The sequence below is a fragment of the Paenibacillus typhae genome, assembly GCF_900099765.1.
Lineage (GTDB): Bacteria > Bacillota > Bacilli > Paenibacillales > Paenibacillaceae > Paenibacillus_AQ > Paenibacillus_AQ typhae.
The window spans coordinates 146,491-162,032 of the sequence record NZ_FNDX01000004.1 but is presented as its reverse complement, the minus strand read 5'-3'; the positions used below and the strand labels follow the sequence as shown (position 1 = coordinate 162,032).

15 protein-coding genes are annotated in these 15,542 nt (G+C 50.9%); 13 read left to right on the top strand and 2 right to left on the bottom strand.

Annotated elements, in window-relative coordinates; translation table 11 throughout:
* Positions 1-54: 54 nt before the first annotated feature.
* A complete protein-coding gene (locus BLR64_RS05425; RefSeq protein WP_090712954.1) occupies positions 55-1,065 on the bottom strand; it encodes a phosphotransferase in 1,011 nt (336 codons plus the stop codon).
* 155 nt (positions 1,066-1,220) lie between these two features.
* Here BLR64_RS05425 and BLR64_RS05420 point away from each other — a divergent pair, with 155 nt between their 5' ends.
* The 9 genes from BLR64_RS05420 (at position 1,221) to BLR64_RS05380 (ending at position 10,501) form a co-directional block, all read left to right on the top strand.
* On the top strand, positions 1,221-1,490 hold the full coding sequence (locus tag BLR64_RS05420) for a hypothetical protein (RefSeq protein ID WP_139171908.1): 270 nt from the start codon (positions 1,221-1,223) through the stop codon (positions 1,488-1,490).
* 206 nt (positions 1,491-1,696) lie between these two features.
* Positions 1,697-2,374 carry a nicotinamide riboside transporter PnuC gene (pnuC, locus tag BLR64_RS05415; RefSeq protein WP_090712949.1) on the top strand — a complete coding sequence of 226 codons (678 nt, stop codon included), beginning with the start codon at positions 1,697-1,699 and terminating at the stop codon, positions 2,372-2,374.
* Positions 2,371-3,378: an AAA family ATPase gene (locus BLR64_RS05410; protein ID WP_090712947.1), complete on the top strand. Its 1,008-nt coding sequence runs from the start codon at positions 2,371-2,373 to the stop codon at positions 3,376-3,378. Before pnuC ends, BLR64_RS05410 begins: the two co-directional genes overlap by 4 nt.
* A 33-nt stretch (positions 3,379-3,411) precedes the next feature.
* Complete coding sequence (locus tag BLR64_RS05405) at positions 3,412-4,311, top strand: NUDIX domain-containing protein (RefSeq protein ID WP_090712945.1); 900 nt, start codon at positions 3,412-3,414, stop codon at positions 4,309-4,311.
* A gap of 427 nt (positions 4,312-4,738) precedes the next feature.
* On the top strand, positions 4,739-5,404 hold the full coding sequence (locus tag BLR64_RS05400; RefSeq protein WP_090712943.1) for a TetR/AcrR family transcriptional regulator: 666 nt from the start codon (positions 4,739-4,741) through the stop codon (positions 5,402-5,404).
* Complete coding sequence (locus BLR64_RS05395) at positions 5,397-6,695, top strand: MFS transporter (RefSeq protein ID WP_090712940.1); 1,299 nt, start codon at positions 5,397-5,399, stop codon at positions 6,693-6,695. Before BLR64_RS05400 ends, BLR64_RS05395 begins: the two co-directional genes overlap by 8 nt.
* The gene (locus BLR64_RS05390; protein ID WP_090712938.1) at positions 6,680-8,998 is read left to right on the top strand and encodes an ABC transporter permease; all 2,319 of its coding nucleotides are present in this window, start codon (positions 6,680-6,682) and stop codon (positions 8,996-8,998) included. The genes BLR64_RS05395 and BLR64_RS05390 overlap by 16 nt, the downstream gene beginning before the upstream one ends.
* A gap of 9 nt (positions 8,999-9,007) precedes the next feature.
* Positions 9,008-9,766 carry an ABC transporter ATP-binding protein gene (locus BLR64_RS05385; protein WP_090712936.1) on the top strand — a complete coding sequence of 253 codons (759 nt, stop codon included), beginning with the start codon at positions 9,008-9,010 and terminating at the stop codon, positions 9,764-9,766.
* Positions 9,767-9,982: 216 nt separating this feature from the next.
* Complete coding sequence (locus BLR64_RS05380) at positions 9,983-10,501, top strand: GNAT family N-acetyltransferase (RefSeq protein WP_090712934.1); 519 nt, start codon at positions 9,983-9,985, stop codon at positions 10,499-10,501.
* 161 nt (positions 10,502-10,662) lie between these two features.
* On the opposite strand, the gene BLR64_RS05375 is transcribed toward BLR64_RS05380, so the two are convergent.
* Complete coding sequence (locus BLR64_RS05375) at positions 10,663-11,529, bottom strand: helix-turn-helix transcriptional regulator (protein WP_090712932.1); 867 nt, start codon at positions 11,527-11,529, stop codon at positions 10,663-10,665.
* Positions 11,530-11,601: 72 nt separating this feature from the next.
* On the opposite strand from BLR64_RS05375, the gene BLR64_RS05370 reads away from it, so the two are divergent.
* The 4 genes from BLR64_RS05370 to BLR64_RS05355 all read left to right on the top strand — a co-directional run bounded on the left by BLR64_RS05370 (position 11,602) and on the right by BLR64_RS05355 (position 15,540).
* Positions 11,602-12,300 (top strand): DUF4386 domain-containing protein, encoded by a 699-nt coding sequence (locus BLR64_RS05370; RefSeq protein WP_090712930.1) that lies wholly within the window; start codon positions 11,602-11,604, stop codon positions 12,298-12,300.
* Positions 12,301-12,434: 134 nt separating this feature from the next.
* The gene (locus tag BLR64_RS05365) at positions 12,435-13,241 is read left to right on the top strand and encodes a class I SAM-dependent methyltransferase (RefSeq protein WP_090712928.1); all 807 of its coding nucleotides are present in this window, start codon (positions 12,435-12,437) and stop codon (positions 13,239-13,241) included.
* Positions 13,242-13,406: 165 nt separating this feature from the next.
* Positions 13,407-14,384 (top strand): SseB family protein, encoded by a 978-nt coding sequence (locus BLR64_RS05360; protein ID WP_090712926.1) that lies wholly within the window; start codon positions 13,407-13,409, stop codon positions 14,382-14,384.
* A 577-nt stretch (positions 14,385-14,961) separates the two neighbouring features.
* Entirely contained in the window at positions 14,962-15,540 is a 579-nt protein-coding gene (locus tag BLR64_RS05355) for a Crp/Fnr family transcriptional regulator (protein ID WP_090712924.1), read from the top strand.
* Positions 15,541-15,542 lie beyond the last annotated feature (2 nt).

Genomic DNA, 15,542 nt, shown 5'->3' with positions numbered 1-15,542 from the left:
ATGAAGGGCCGGGTTTCTATGTCTAATTCTCCGTTATCGAACCGAAGTCAGTGACTATGGTATGGTTCGCTTAGGCTTGTATACACCACCTAATAAAGCAGGGAGGTTTTTATGGTTTTCAGCAAGCCAAATCATTTCCTTAGCGAAGCGGGCTGGCGGTACACTATGCTGATTCATATTGGCATGAATCCACCATGTGCTTTCCATATACCACAATAACTGTAATGAATATGTTAAATAGCCCTCTGCCACGTTCCGTTCCTCGCTGTACCCTTCCATAAATGCCGAAGCCAGGGAGATATCTAAATGATCATCTAAGGCACATGATATAACAGCACGGGCTACATCAAGTTGCGGATAGTCATACTTTAGCCGGTCGAAATCCAGAATTGCCCTTAATCCGTTGTCATTAAATAAAAGATTATCCACCCAAAGGTCACGATGTGCCCATCCTGCTTGAAGGAAATCGAGTATGTCCATATCCATTTCTTCAGTTGCCTTCATTTGAGTTTCTATATCAGCAAGCAGCTGAGGTTTATCGGCTTCCCTGGTCTTTTCCCTGACTAAGCTCCAATGTGCTAAACGCTCCTGGCGGCTTGGAGGAATAAATTGCGGACTATTCTTGATGCCAAGAGTTCCGTCATTTAATAGTCGGTGCATTTTTCCTGTTGCCCGGCCTAAATCGTATATTTGGCGGGCATTGGTCTTACCCGGCGGAATTAATATGCCCTGGCAATATTCCATCACCATGAAGAGCTCGCCATTATCCGATTCAAGCAAAATCCTTTCATTGCGGGATAACAGTCTGGGGCACGCCAGACCCTGGTCATGCAATCTAATCTGCTGGGTGAATGCAAACAATAGCTCCTCAGGGTTAAATAATTTATATCTTTCTTTGTTGTATTGTTTAAGTAAAAACTCTCCTGCCTCAGTCGTAACTTTCCATTTTAAGTTTAACCAGCCTCGTTTTATTGAGGTTGTTTCAATTACATTCAAACCGAATAAACGTTGAAAGGTTGTTATTAGATCATCCAGGATCATTTCCTCTGCTGATATAGCCTCCATTTGGGTCAACTCCGATATTTATAATGGTTATGTTTATATTCCTTATGGAGACGTATATAACCTTCCCGGATAAACGCTTCAGAAACAGGAGACACCCGAAGGCCTTGATGGTATTCTGGAATAAATTCATAAATAACAAGGGGGCTGGCTATTCGATGCAGAGGATTATCGGAATGTACAAACAATTTTTGTGGGAGCCTCTGTGGTTTAAGATTCTGATTATCGCTTCTTTGCTTGCTGCAGTGGTATTCAGCAGCTCGTTTTTTGCGGATCACGGGTATTATCAGAGTATTGCCAAAATAGCAGCCGCCATCTTTTTTGGGGCATACGGGATCAGATTCAGGTCTAATACCCGGACTGCTGTTATCTTTTTTGGAGCTGCAGCCCTTTGTGTGTTTCTGTCCTGGGCCTACCTGAACAACTGAATATAAAGGTTAAGCGGCCTTCGTCCTCCGGTTTTTCCCGGGATGGGGGCCGTTTTGTTTTGCCAGCAGGCTGTCACGGACAAGCACTGGAAAATCCTCCTTGCATTCTGACGGAGACTCTGTTAAATTGATATTAACAAAATGTAATTATCAAATAGTTAATATGAGTTGGCTCAGGATAAACAGAGAAAATGGAGGGATGCAGCATGAGTAAGGCTACGGGTAACTGGAAGGGGTTCGAAATCGTCTGGCTGATCGTCTTTTCAGCAATAGGGATACTTTTTACATTTTTGTCCAAGGACTCATTCTTTGGCTTTACGGTGTTTATCACCGGGGTGCTGTGTGTGGTGCTTACGGCGAAGGGAAAGCTGATGAGCTACGTGTTCGGGATGTATAATACATTCGGTTATGCGTATCTGGCTTATGTTAACGGATTATTCGGGGAAGTGCTGCTGAATCTGCTGTTTTTTGTCCCGATGAACATTGCCGGCTTCTACATGTGGAGTAAGAATTTTCAGGGCGGTAAACTGGCCATGCGGCAGATGGAGTTTAAGGGTATGCTTCTGGTTGGAGCTGTCTGTATCTCCGGGTTCCTGCTGCTGGGATACGGCCTGTCATTCATACCGGGGCAGAACTCGCCGTATATTGATGCTCTGACTACTGTATTGTCGGTCGTTGCAACGATCCTGATGGTGCGCAGATTCAAGGAGCAGTGGCTGGTCTATATTGTGCTGAATATGTTCACGGTGCTGCTGTGGACAATCCGGACATCGGAGGGGAGCAGCGAAGGCCCGCTGATGATCGTCATGTGGAGTGCCTATCTGCTCAACGCGGCTTACGGCTACTATAACTGGAACAAAGGTGCGAAGGAGGCGCTGGCATGAAGACACTTGGACTGACACTGGGTAAATTCGCTCCGCTGCATAAAGGCCATCAGTATATGATCGAAACGGCGCTGCAGGAGGTGGATGAGCTCATTGTGGTGATCTATGAAACGGCGGTATCGCCTATTCCGCTGCACATCCGGGCGGGCTGGATCCGCAAGCTGTATCCGGCGGTCCGGGTGATTGAGGCCTGGGACGGTCCGGACGGCTATTCCAACGACAGGGAGCATGAGATCCGCGAGGAGCAATATATTCTGGGACTGTTAAAAGGCGAGCAGGTGACCCACTTTTATTCCAGCGAGTTCTACGGCAAGCATATGAGCATCGCCCTGGGTGCAGCAGACCGGCGGGTGGATGAAGCGCGTGTGAAGGTGCCGGTATCGGCCACGATGGTCCGCTCCGATCCTTATAAGTACCGGGATTATGTCAGTGATCTCGTGTACCGGGATTTGATAACGAAGGTCGTCTTTGTCGGAGCAATGTCCACCGGCAAATCCACCATTACCGAAGCGCTGGCCCGGCGGTACCGGACGGCTTATGCCAGTGAATACGGGCGCGATTACTGGACAGAGCATCAGGTGGACCGAAGAATCAGACTTGAGGCTTTTGATGAAATTGCTGCCGGTCATATAGAACGGGAGGAGCAGGCGCTGCTTGCGGCGGACCGTTATCTATTTGTTGATACGAATGCGATTACGACTTACATGTATGCGCTGGATTACCACGGGCAGGCACCGGAGCTGCTGACCCGGCTTGCTCTGGAGAATGCGCAGCGGTATGATCTGTTTTTTCTGTGCGACGACGATATTCCGTATGACGATACGTGGGACCGCAGCGGGGATCAGAAGCGGCATGTGTTTCACAAGCAGATCATTGCCGATTTACAGGCTCGGCGGATTCCGTATATCACGCTTAGGGGGAGTCTTGAGGAGCGGATGCGCAAGGTGGATGAGGTGCTGGCGAAATTCACGCCTTATAGCAACTATTTCGGCAGACAGGTATAGTAGTGGTAATAGATGAATGAGGGGGCAGCGGCAGTGGAAATGGTGGATCGTAACGGACTTACAGAACGCGAGTTTTTGGAGCAATACCGGGCAGGGGATTATGAACGGCCTTCGGTGGCGGCGGATATGGTGATTTTTGCGGTCGCGGATGCGGGACAGGGGGAAGATAGCGGCTTTCCGGAAAAAGAGCTGCGCCTCCTGCTCATCCGCCGGGGAGGACATCCCTTTCTCGGAAAATGGGCGCTGCCGGGCGGCTTTATCCAGCCGGACGAGACGGCAGACCAGGCTGCTGCGCGGGAGCTGAGCGAGGAGACCGGCTTGAACGACGTTTACCTGGAGCAGCTGGGAGTCTTCTCTGATGTCGGGCGGGACCCGCGCACCTGGGTGATAAGCTGCAGCTATATGGCACTGCTCAGCAGCGGACGGCTGCAGGTGCAGGCAGGTGATGATGCCCAGGTTGCTGCCTGGTTCAAGGTGAGCTACCGCCAGCTGGCGGAGCATAAGGAGCGGCTGGATAAAGGATACGTCCAAACCTGGACCTATGAGCTGAAGCTCAGTAACGAAGGGGAAGAGCTGAAAGCTGTTATAAGCCGGACGGTTACGGCCAGGCTGAACTCGAAGTCAGCTGCCTACACCGTACAATTGAATGACGGCCTCGCCTTTGACCATGCCAAGATCATTGCCTGTGCCATTGAACGGCTGCGGAAGCTAACAGTGGACAGCGATATCGCGCTGCACCTGATGCCGGAGCAGTTTACCTTGCCGGAGCTGCAGCAGGTGTATGAGGGAATATTGGGCGAGCAGCTGCCGGCGGATGAGTTTGAGCGCAGGGTGGAGGGGCTTGTAGTTGAGACGGGGGAGTATGCGGATGATGCGGGACGGGCTGGTGCTCGGTTGTACTGGAGAAATTGGGAGGTCACGCCAGAGAAATAACATAGCTGCACTTTATACACTTAAAAAGCCGCTTTTTCCTGCTGAAACGGGATTAGCTGCACTCTGTACACTTAAAATTGCCCAAATAGCCCGGTTTTGTTAGTTTGGGCTGATTTGATTGTACAGAGTGCACTTATATGGTGCAGGCCCGGATTTTTGCCGGTTTTAGTTGCATGGTATACAGTCAAACCAGTATTAGCACTTGAACACTTGGGCGTTTGGAGCATTACAATGGCGGTATATGGCACTGAAGAGCTCCGTGAGCACTAAATGATTTTGAAGTATGCATCAGTCGAAGCCTCCGCATATTCCTCCTTCCCCTCCATCTAACTATGTGTTATTATTTACCATATAACCGACAGACAGTCGGTCTGTAATGGTTAATTGTTCGAATCTAACTATCCCACCTACCAATAAGGAGCCAACCATGAGAATCGTAAAAGAAGCGGAAGCGCGCAGAAATGAAATCCTCGACGCCGCCGATGAGCTGTTCGGGCAGAAGGGGTTCGACGGAACGAGCACGAACGATATTTTGAGCAAGGTCGGGATTGCCCGGGGCACGCTGTATCATCACTTCAAATCGAAGGAAGATATTATGGATGCGCTGATTGAGCGCTACAGCAGCAAGATGCTGGGAGCGGCGCAGGCCATCGCTCTGGACACCACCATTCCCGTCGTCGAACGTATTCTCCGTGCCGTTATGGCCATGAACATCAGCAGCGGTAACGGCGGAGAGAGCAGCAGGGAGATTATGGAGCATATCCACCGGCCGCAGAATGCGCTGATGCATCAGAAGATTCAGAAGATCATTGTTAACGGCGTGCCGCCGATCCTGACCCCCATTGTCCGTGAAGGCATCCAGCAGGGGGTGTTTAACACACCGTACCCGTATGAGAGCATGGAGATGATCATCATTTATGCGAACACCATTTTTGATGAGGAGATGGTTGAGATGACCGGAGAAGTGCGCATGTCGCGTATTCTGGCCTTTATTGCCAATGTGGAGCGGTTGCTTGGAGCGGAGGTAGGAAGCCTGATGAGTGTAATGCAGGCGTTCGGCGGCGACAGGGGAGATGAGCGGGGCAATGAGTGATCCGCAAAAAGCCTTCGTCAAATTTCTGCTGCTGTGGTCGGGACAGCTGATTTCGGCGGTTGGCAGCGGGCTTACAGCGTTCGGCCTGGGGGTCTACCTGTATCAGCAGACCGGGCAGGCATCTGCGATGGCCCTGGTCACTCTGCTTGCCTTCATGCCTTCCCTCTTATTAAGTCCTGTTGCCGGCGTGCTTGCGGACCGCTATGACCGGAGATTATTAATGATGCTGGGCGACAGTCTGTCCGCTACCGGACTCATCTACATTTTGATCTGCCTGCTTAACGGGGGAGCGGAGCTGTGGCAGATCTGCCTGGGAGTGACGGTAAGCTCCGTGTTCTCCTCGCTGCTTGATCCGGCTTATAAGGCTACAGTGACGGATTTGCTGACGGAGGAGCAGTATACCAGAGCGAGCGGCTTCGTCCAGGTGGCCGGTTCGGCCAAATACCTCATTTCCCCGGCGCTTGCCGGCTATCTGCTCCTGGTGTCGGATGTGAAGCTGCTGCTGGTCATCGACATCTGTACTTTTATTGTTACCGTTGCTTCAACGCTTGTTGTGCGCAGGGGGCTTCCTTCCAAACCGTCAGAAGAGACAGGGTCCTTTACCCGTGAGCTAAAAGAAGGCTGGAGAGCGGTTTCGGCAAGCAGAGGCGTACTTATGCTGGTAATAATGACCTCCGTAATGACCTTTTGCCTCGGCTTTATTGAGACGCTGTCGATGCCGATGATCCTGGCTTTTACCGATAGTGCTGTACTGGGTACGCTTGAGACTGTCATCGCACTGGGGATGCTTGCATCCAGTATCATCATCGGGATTCTCCCGCTCAAAAGGAATTTCGTCAGGATTCTGGCGCTGTCCCTGTTCTGCGGAGGGCTGTGCATGGCGGTATTCGGGCTCCGGGAAAGTGTGGTTTTGCTTGGCGTTTCGGGCTTTTTCTTCTTTGCCACCCTGCCGTTTGCCAATACCAGCCTGGATTATCTTCTGCGCACGAACATAAGTAATGCGGTGCAGGGCCGAGCCTGGTCACTGATCGGGTTAGTCTCGCAGCTGGGCTTCATTGCCGCTTATATGCTTTCCGGGGTTCTCGCTGACCATGTGTTCACTCCGCTTTTGACCGACGGGGGACTGCTTGCAGGCAGTGTGGGCCGGATAACCGGTACAGGCAGCGGCAGGGGAATCGGGCTTCTGATCATCCTCGCCGGGCTGCTGCTGAGTGCGGCTGCAATTATTCTGTATAACCTGAAATCCATTAAAAGGCTGGAACCCGGAGGTGACCTATGTTCTACAGGATAATTCGGGGCGACATGCGCGCCGGCAAGCTCATCACATTGACTACTCTATTGTTCGTTACCGCTGCCGCTATGCTTGTTTCCCTTTCGGCCATCCTGACCGTTAATCTTACGGGGGCTATTGAAACGCTGATGATGCAGGCGAAAACGCCGCATTTCCTGCAGATGCATTCAGGGGAGCTGGACCGGGTGCGGTTAAAGGCGTTTGCTGAGCAGAACAGTAAGGTTGAAGCTTATCAGGTGCTTGAATTTGTAAATGTGGAAAATGCGCGGATTGTGATCGGCGGCAAGTCGCTGGCGGACAATGTTCAGGACAACGGGTTCAGCACACAGAGCGGCAAATTTGACTACCTGCTGGGCCTGGACGGGAAGGTGATCACGCCGGCTGACGGTGAGCTGTATGTGCCAATCGCCTATATGAAGGACGGAACTGCCAAGGCTGGAGATAAGGCTGTAATTGCCGGGAAAGAATTGAACGTGGCCGGTTTTCTCCGTGATTCCCAGATGAACTCCCTGCTGGCCTCCTCCAAAAGATTTCTGGTCAGCGAACACGACTACACCGCTATCCAATCCTCCGGGAGCACCGAGTATCTGATTGAATTCAGGCTGAAGGATTTATCCATGCTTGGCGACTTTAAAAATGATTACACCGCGGCAGGACTTGAAGCGGGCGGCCCCACGATTACTTACCCTCTGTTCAAAATGCTCAATGCCATGTCCGACGGGCTGATGATTGCGATTATCCTGCTGGTGAGCTTGCTGGTTGTAGCTATTGCCTTTATGTGCATCCGGTTTACCTTGCTGGCCACCATCGAGCGGGATACCCGCGAAATCGGCGTCATGAAAGCAATTGGACTTCGTGTATCGGACATCAAGAAGCTGTATCTCGCCAAATACGCGGGCATCGCTGCCCTCGGCTGTGTCCTCGGATATGCCCTTTCGCTCGTCTTCAGGGGTATGCTGCTGGACAATATCCGGCTGTATATGGGCGGAAACGAAAAGGCTTCGTTGACCCTGCTGCTAGGACTGGGCGGAGTTGTGCTTGTGTTCCTTGCCGTTACCGGCTATGTGAACGGGGTGCTGGGACGTTTTCGGAGAATTTCTGCGGCAGAAGCAGTACGGTTCGGCACTGTGCAGGACAAATCCGGGGGAGCAAAGCAGCTGCGGCTGAGTGCGAACCGGCTGCTGAACACGAATGTTTTTCTCGGAGTCAAGGATGTGTTGGCCCGGAAAAGCCTCTACGCGACCATGCTTGCTGTAATCATCATTGCCGCATTCGTTATCACTGTACCCCGGAACCTTTACAACACGATTTCTGCCAAAAGCTTCATTACCTACATGGGCGTAGGCAACAGCGATCTGCGCCTGGATATCCAGCAGACGGACAATGTCGCCGCCAAAGCAGCAGAAGTGGCTGCGTTTATGGAGAAGGACCCTTCTATATCCCGGTATGCTGTGCTTGCAACGGAGAGCTTTACTGCTCTGAGGGAGGACGGCACGGAGGAAAGGCTCAAGATTGAGCTTGGCGACCATTCCATTTTCCCGGTGAAATATGCCGAGGGCAGAGCGCCCGCGGCTGACCATGAAATCGCCCTGTCCGTGATGAACGCCGAAGAGCTCGGCAAACAGCCCGGTGATGTTATTATGCTGAAGACCGGTGCACAGACGCTGGAGCTGACGGTATGCGGTACCTACTCGGACGTTACCAACGGCGGGAAGACGGCCAAGGCCGCTTTTGCCAGCCAGTCTGCAGACGTGATGTGGTCCGTTATTTATGCGGAGCTTGAGGATAAGGCGCTTGTCGGCAGCAAAGCGGGGGAGTATGCGGACCGGTTCTCTTTTGCCAAAGTATCCGGTGTTGATGAGTATGTTACGAAGACCTTCGGCTCGACCATAAGCTCAGTCGGTACGGCCTCCCGCATTGCCATTGTAATGATGCTGTTGATCAGCGTACTGGTTACGGTTCTGTTTATACGGCTGCTGGTAGCCAAGGACCGGTATCTCATCGCCGTCATGAAGTCGCTCGGGTTTACAGACGCAGACCTCAGGGTGCAGTATTTTGCGCGCGTGGCAGCTGTGCTAGTAATTGGAATTGTACTCGGGACGGCACTGGCCAACACACTCGGCGAAGGATTGTCAGGTGCGCTTATCCGCTCGTTCGGCGCAGCGTCGTTCAAGTTCGTGGTTGATCCGCTTGCGGCATACCTGCTCAGTCCGCTGCTGCTGGCCGGCACGGTGCTTATCGCCACTATAATCGGCACAGCGGGTACGGGGAAGATCACCATATCCGGCTATATTAAGGAGTAGATCCGAAACATGAAGAAGATTATAGCAGCTGACCATATCGAAAAAGTCTACGGCCACGGCGGAGAACGCCGCAAGGTGCTTAACGGGGTGTCTGTGAGCATTAACGAGGGAGAGTTCGTGTCGGTGATGGGGCCATCGGGCTCGGGCAAATCGACACTGCTGTTTGCGGTGAGCGGAATGGACACGGTGGACAGCGGGAAGGTATTTTTTGACGGCAGGGAGCTTAGTGCACTTCAAGAGAATGAGCTGGCCGACCTGCGCCGGAGACGGATGGGCTTTGTGTTCCAGCAGCCGACGCTGCTGAAGAATATGAACCTGCTGGATAATATCATTCTTCCGGCGATGCGTGATCATAGAAAGAACGTGAAGAAGATTACGGAGCGGGCGAGAGCCCTTATGAAAAAGACGGGCATTGAAGGCCTTGAAAAGCGGGACATCACCCAGGTATCCGGCGGCCAGCTGCAGCGGGCAGGCATTTGCCGGGCGCTGCTGGGCAGTCCGCAGATCCTGTTTGGCGATGAGCCGACCGGAGCGCTGAACCAGGAGGCTGCCGAGGGCATCATGAGCCTGCTGGCCGAAATCAATGAGGCCGGGACTGCGGTAATGCTGGTCACCCATGACGCCAGAATTGCGGCGAAGACGGAGCGTATCTTGTTCATGTGCGACGGGCAGATCGTAAGCGAAATGCAGCTGCCGAGATTCAGGGGAACGGAGCTTGAGGCGCGGATGGAGCGGGTTGTGCTGCGGATGCGGGAGCTGGGGATATAGACAAATGAAAGGACCCTTCATTCTAAAAAAGAGTGGAGGGTCTTTGGTTTTTATGTGATATATTGGATTTGTTCTAATCGAATCTATATTTGCGGAATGGGGCCGTTATATGCCGTTATTTAATGAAAATGGAGAATGCAGCCTGATTGAAGCTTTGAAAGCATACATACCGGAGGTCGAGGAGCTGCTGAATCCGGGAGTGGAGGAGGGAACGTTGTGATCAGACTGGAGCCGTTCGAACGCAGTGATTGTAGGCAATTGATTGACTGGATTGATTCGCCGGAGTTTATGGTGCAGTGGGGAGGGAAAACGTTCAGCTACCCTTTAACGGATCAGCAATTAGAGCATTATATCAACAGTGATACACTAAGCTACCGGGTGGTGTATGAGGAGAATAAAGAGGTCATCGGGCATATCAGTTTAACGCCGGACCCGGAAAACCAATCAGGAAGAATAGGGAAGGTAATCGTAGGAAACAAATATTTACAGGGGCTTGGCATCGGACAGCAGATGATCCGGCAGGTTCTGGATATCGCTTTCGGACAGCTGAAAGTACACAGAGTCAGCCTTGGTGTATTTGATTTTAACCATGCGGCCATTGCCTGCTACGAGAAAGCCGGGTTTACAAAAGAAGGGATGCTCCGGGAAGCGCGCAAAGTCGGCAACGAGTTCTGGAATCTGTGGGAGATGGGGATTCTGGAGCAAGAATGGCTGGGCAAGAAGATAAACAATTAAATGAGTGAATGCTGTCTCTTGGAGCTGAGCAAGCCTTCCATCCTGCCTTTCCGGCAGTGATAGAGGGCTTTTTGTCATTACAGCAAGATTTGAAAAGTGGATCATTAGCGCCTGTGTTACTTTGGAATTAGCAAAGCAACGGCTACAGCAGGCAGGAGGGGTCAGGACACCGAATCAATCGGCAATTTTTTCACAGGTGCATAGATGTGGTAGGCGGATTGGAGATTGTGGACATCATCAAACGCCTGGATGAGCTCGATATGGGAGTCTTCGGTTTCCTGACGGGAAATCTTGAGAAATCTGGCATAATCCGTTTTGAGGACGTCGCCAATAACCAGAAGATCACCGGAATATTGGAATCTGGCACAGAAGAGCTGTGGTACATCAATGGTGAAGTAAAATGGCCCGTCAAGCCGGAGGTCAGCCGGAATGCCGAACAGCACTTTGAAACGGGTGGAGTCAGGCTGACAATTGGAATAGATAACATAGCAAGGTCCTTTTACCGTGGTATCAATAGCCTGCAGCAGCTGTGCCGAGTGCGAGCGGATCTGAGTTTTGTAATCTTCAGCAAGATCCACTTCAAAGGCAATCCCCGTTACCCGGATCGATACGAACTCCGTCAGGGTAAAGTCGGTAACAACATCGCCGTTGATGTTTTTCAGGGGTCTTTTGACCACCGGGGGAATAGGGACTGGAGAGATGTCCGCATCTTGCGCTTTTAGAGCACTGGGAGCGATCCCGAATTGTCTTTTAAAAGCGCGGGTGAAGGAGGACTGGGCTCCAAAATTAAGCTGATACGCAATATCGGTCAGTGAACATCCGCCGGATTGAATGAGCGCTACGGAAGCGTTCAATCTGCGGGAGAGTATGTAGTTGTTTAAGGAAGAGCCTGTTACGGCCGTAAAAAGCCGGTGAAAGTAGTATTTGGACATGTTGAAGCTGTCCGCTACTGACTCTACTGACAAAGGCTGGTCCAGATTGTCCTCAATATGGACTAATGCACGCTCGATGACTTCATAATGGTCCATAGTAACCCCCGCTTCATCTTTTGAAATGAAAACCGAAATAAATTGAAAGTGTACTTACAGGAGGAAGCGCATATGACACAGGACAGAAGAAATGGAATCATTATCGGGATTTTTTATATCGTTGCTGCCGTTACTTCAATCATCGCCGTAATTTCATATGAACCGGTATTGTCGGAGCAATGGTACAGGGCCGTAGCAGACGGATATCAGACAAAGGTTTTGCTCGGAGTTATCAACGATCTTCTGCTTGTACTGACCGCAGTAGGTACAGCAGTCATGCTGTTTCCTTATCTCCGCCGCTGGAATGAACATCTGGCACTCGCCTATGTATGCTTCCGGTTTATGGAGGCCGTGCTGATTGCGATTGGTGTGGTAAGTATACTGGGTTTATTGCAGCTTAGTGTACATTATGAGGCAGGCAGCCTGAAAAGTGTAAATAATCTTGACGGGCTCGGCTATATGCTGCAGGCCTTTCACCGCTGGACTTCAATGCTGGGCCCCAATTTCATGCTGGGTGTGAATACGGTAATTTACAGCTATCTGCTGTTCAGAACGGGCATCGTCCCAAGACCCTTGGCGCTTTTCGGCATGGTTACTGCTGTACTGGTATTCATCGCCGGGCTGTTAGAAATGTTCGGTGTGGTAGAGCCTATGTCTGCGGTAAAAGGATTGATTGCCCTGCCTGTAGGCGTGTATGAAATGAGTCTGGCAGTGTGGCTAGTAGTGAAGGGCTTCGACCGGGGGAAGCTTGAACAGCTAAGGCAGAGGTGATCGGTACGCGCTTTTGATGAGATAGACGATTATAATCAAACTCTCCCTTGAAGGCAGTTATTTCCCCTATGTAAAATAATGGATAAGAGGCTAGCTAGAGCTGCCGCCAGGCATGTGTACAAGGAGAGGTGTGTATGAGATATAACTGGATAAATGCTGAGGAAGTTTCCTTTAACAGCTTCCTGCTGCTGGACCGCTGGATTATCGCGATGATCTGCCGGGATTACCGGGAGTGGGCCGAATTTGAAAAAAACCTTGGAGCCGCGCTGGCCAATAATCCGGCAGTTGCCTGGTACTTCGCTCACAGGAGTCCAGAGAGTAAGCCTTATGTTGAGCAGATCATTGCTTCTGCAGCAAAGGGGCTCAGTGCTGATGAGGTGCGCCAGGCCGAGATATTTGTTCTTCATGCAATGGAAACCTCGGTGGTGTACGCTTTCCCGGAAGTCATGAACCGGAATTGTAATTACATCTATGATTGGGATAAGCAGCATCTGCTTCATTTGGCAGATTTCACAGACGCTCTCGTGCTGGATGTGGGAAGCGGCACCGGACGGCTTGCTTTTGCGGCGGCGGAGCAGGCCAGACAGGTCTATGCCAGTGAGCCTACAGACAGGCTGAGAGAGTACATGCGCGACAAAATCAGGCGGGAAAACATCCGTAATGTGAAGGTTCTCGACGGTACGGCAGATAGTCTGCCCTATGAGGATAATACCTTTGATATCGTGATGTCAGGGCATGTCGTAGGCGACAACTATGACCTTGAGCTGGCTGAACTGACCAGAGTGGTCAAAAACGGCGGTGTAATCATTGACTGTATCGGAGACGACGACCTTAAGAGAAAACCCGATGGAGAGCTGCTGGGGCGGGGCTTTGAAGCCTTTTATCATGTCAGCAAATCCGGCGGGGATATCTATACCTACCGCAAGAAAATAACGAAATAGACAACCCGCATGGCAGCGGCGCTAATGACACTAACCTGTCCTGGCGGCCGCTGTTTTATTTTTACCTATGTAACAACAAGGTGAATGCTGCGTAAGCAGACTTTGGTTAGTGTATTAATATAACAAGCGATACCCATATCCTGTAAATGAAACGGAGACCTGAAGATGAACAATGAACGGAACAACGGCGGGCTGGAAGGTAGTATTCATTCTGTGTCTGCGATGTCGATGAAAGCTGGCGAAGGACTTACGATTCAGGATTTGATCGGTTTGCTTCAAGCTGCCCGTAATTTGGCGGACGGCAGGGTTCCTGGGGCGGAGCATCTGGATGAACAGAGGCTTTATGAGGCTATTAAAAATGCTATTCTGAATGCGGAGAATCTATATATCGCCTATGATGTCCACACGAATTATCCCTATATTGGGGCGAATGATCAAGTATGGGTGTTCTCGGAGGAAAGATTCGCAGCGGAGGCGGCCGATTATTATCTGCAGCAGCTGATCCAGCTCGAAATGAAAAAGCTAGGCCGAGAGGACATCCGCAGGCTGCTGGCAGAGCTTCATTTGCTAGGTATCCGTAACCTTCTTATCGATAACGGACAGCTTACGGTTGTAGTTGCCAGGGATGAGCTTTTGCCGCCGCCGGATTGGAGCGGAACGCCGGAGATCCAGATTCCTGTAAGCAATCCGGGACTGCAGCATGCGATGCTGAGCTTTTTTCAAACCATGTATTCCCGGCAGCAATATGCAGGTAAAAGCCAGATTCTGCGGGCGGCGGAAGCCCGGATGCTGGATGAGCTCGTTCAGGCAAGGTTTCTGGTCCCGATGCAGATTAAAGAGGAACAGCCGTCAGCTCCGGATGAGCTGGGGAAGAAGACGTTACAGCAGGGAACGGTTATCCAGTTTGCTTCCCTCGGTGTTGAGGACGGGGAGCCGTGGCTGCCGGTATTCACAGATTGGCCCGAATTTGAAAAAGGCTACGATAAAACCGTCTGGGGCGGCAATGTAGCTACGTATGAGGATATTGTGGCACTGTCTGCGAGCATGGGCGGTGCTGTAATCAACTTCCGCGGAATCGGCTTCCGGCTGGATGAGAAGAACAAGCGGATGGTTGCGGAGTATGTGCGGGAGCGGGATGCTTAGGAGGGCATCTTGTTAAGGGGAGGGAGCAGCAGGATATTATTATTGGAGGGCTATGAACTCCAAGAGGAGAAGTTGAGATCACGCAGGGGTTATAGCCGGGGACGAGAACAGGAGGGAGAACTGACTATGCTGGTTATTATAGTTAGAACCGCAACAGGCCCCCCTTGTGCTATTTAATGCTGTCAGCGGGGTGATCATTCTCCTTAGGCTGCTGATTTGGGTATTCTGGTTCCCGGAATTTTTAGTAGGATCAAACTAAGTGGAAAAACGACACCTAATCCCGGTCCGACAGCCTGTTTGAAGAATCTAGTTGGAAAAAGGTAACTTAATTTTACGATTTTCGTGCCTGGAGGGGGTTTGGAGCTATATTAAGTGGCGATTTCCCACCTAATTATTAAAATATGAGAAAAAGAGTGGAAATAAGTGGAGAAAATCCACCTAATCTAATTTCCAACTGTGCACCAGATGCCCGAGCCTCATCAGTACAGCTTAGAGAACGAATAAACGTTGAAAGAAGGCTCTTTCCACCATAAAATAGCGTTAAGCACTTATAAAATGTCCGAAGAGGAAGACGCATATGAAAAACAGCTTGCTCAAGTATATGACGGCTTTGACCTCCCTCAGCGAAGCAGAACAACAGGCAATCTTAAACGAAATCGTGATCGAAGAATTTAAAAAGGGAGCCGTGCTTTTTGGACAGGGCGATGTCACCAGTAACTGTTACTTTATTCTGAGGGGCTGCGTAAGACAGTATTCGGTAGATGAAGCAGGAAGAGAGGTTACCTCGAATTTTTATACCGAAGAGGAAGCCATCGTCAATTTTAATTATCACAAAACAGATAAATCATCTGATTATACCCTGGTGTGTGTTGAGGATTGTGTGATGGTTATCGGGAGCATGGATACGGAGCAGCAAATGTATGCCAAGTATAGTCAACTGGAGACGATGACCCGCAGAATGGTTGAAGCCAACTTTAGCCGGGTACAGGCGGATTTCGCCGCATTTATCGCTTCGTCACCTGAAGAACGCTTCAAGACGTTATGTATGAAGCGCCCTTCTTTAATCGGCCGGGTCCCGCAGCATCAGTTAGCCAGTTATCTCGGCATGAGTCCGGAGTCACTGAGCAGAATAAAGAAAAGAATTTCTTCCGGCTAATG

Bases quoted from the DNA above. Each gene is read 5' to 3' on its own strand.
- BLR64_RS05385 (WP_090712936.1), top strand. From the start codon at position 9,008: ATGAAGAAGATTATAGCAGCTGACCATATCGAAAAAGTCTACGGCCAC.
- BLR64_RS05370 (WP_090712930.1), top strand. From the start codon at position 11,602: ATGACACAGGACAGAAGAAATGGAATCATTATCGGGATTTTTTATATC.
- BLR64_RS05410 (WP_090712947.1), top strand. From the start codon at position 2,371: ATGAAGACACTTGGACTGACACTGGGTAAATTCGCTCCGCTGCATAAA.
- BLR64_RS05360 (WP_090712926.1), top strand. From the start codon at position 13,407: ATGAACAATGAACGGAACAACGGCGGGCTGGAAGGTAGTATTCATTCT.
- BLR64_RS05425 (WP_090712954.1), bottom strand. From the start codon at position 1,065: ATGGAGGCTATATCAGCAGAGGAAATGATCCTGGATGATCTAATAACA.
- BLR64_RS05395 (WP_090712940.1), top strand. From the start codon at position 5,397: ATGAGTGATCCGCAAAAAGCCTTCGTCAAATTTCTGCTGCTGTGGTCG.
- BLR64_RS05365 (WP_090712928.1), top strand. From the start codon at position 12,435: ATGAGATATAACTGGATAAATGCTGAGGAAGTTTCCTTTAACAGCTTC.
- pnuC (WP_090712949.1), top strand. From the start codon at position 1,697: ATGAGTAAGGCTACGGGTAACTGGAAGGGGTTCGAAATCGTCTGGCTG.
- BLR64_RS05390 (WP_090712938.1), top strand. From the start codon at position 6,680: ATGTTCTACAGGATAATTCGGGGCGACATGCGCGCCGGCAAGCTCATC.
- BLR64_RS05355 (WP_090712924.1), top strand. From the start codon at position 14,962: ATGAAAAACAGCTTGCTCAAGTATATGACGGCTTTGACCTCCCTCAGC.
- BLR64_RS05375 (WP_090712932.1), bottom strand. From the start codon at position 11,529: ATGGACCATTATGAAGTCATCGAGCGTGCATTAGTCCATATTGAGGAC.
- BLR64_RS05420 (WP_139171908.1), top strand. From the start codon at position 1,221: ATGCAGAGGATTATCGGAATGTACAAACAATTTTTGTGGGAGCCTCTG.
- BLR64_RS05400 (WP_090712943.1), top strand. From the start codon at position 4,739: ATGAGAATCGTAAAAGAAGCGGAAGCGCGCAGAAATGAAATCCTCGAC.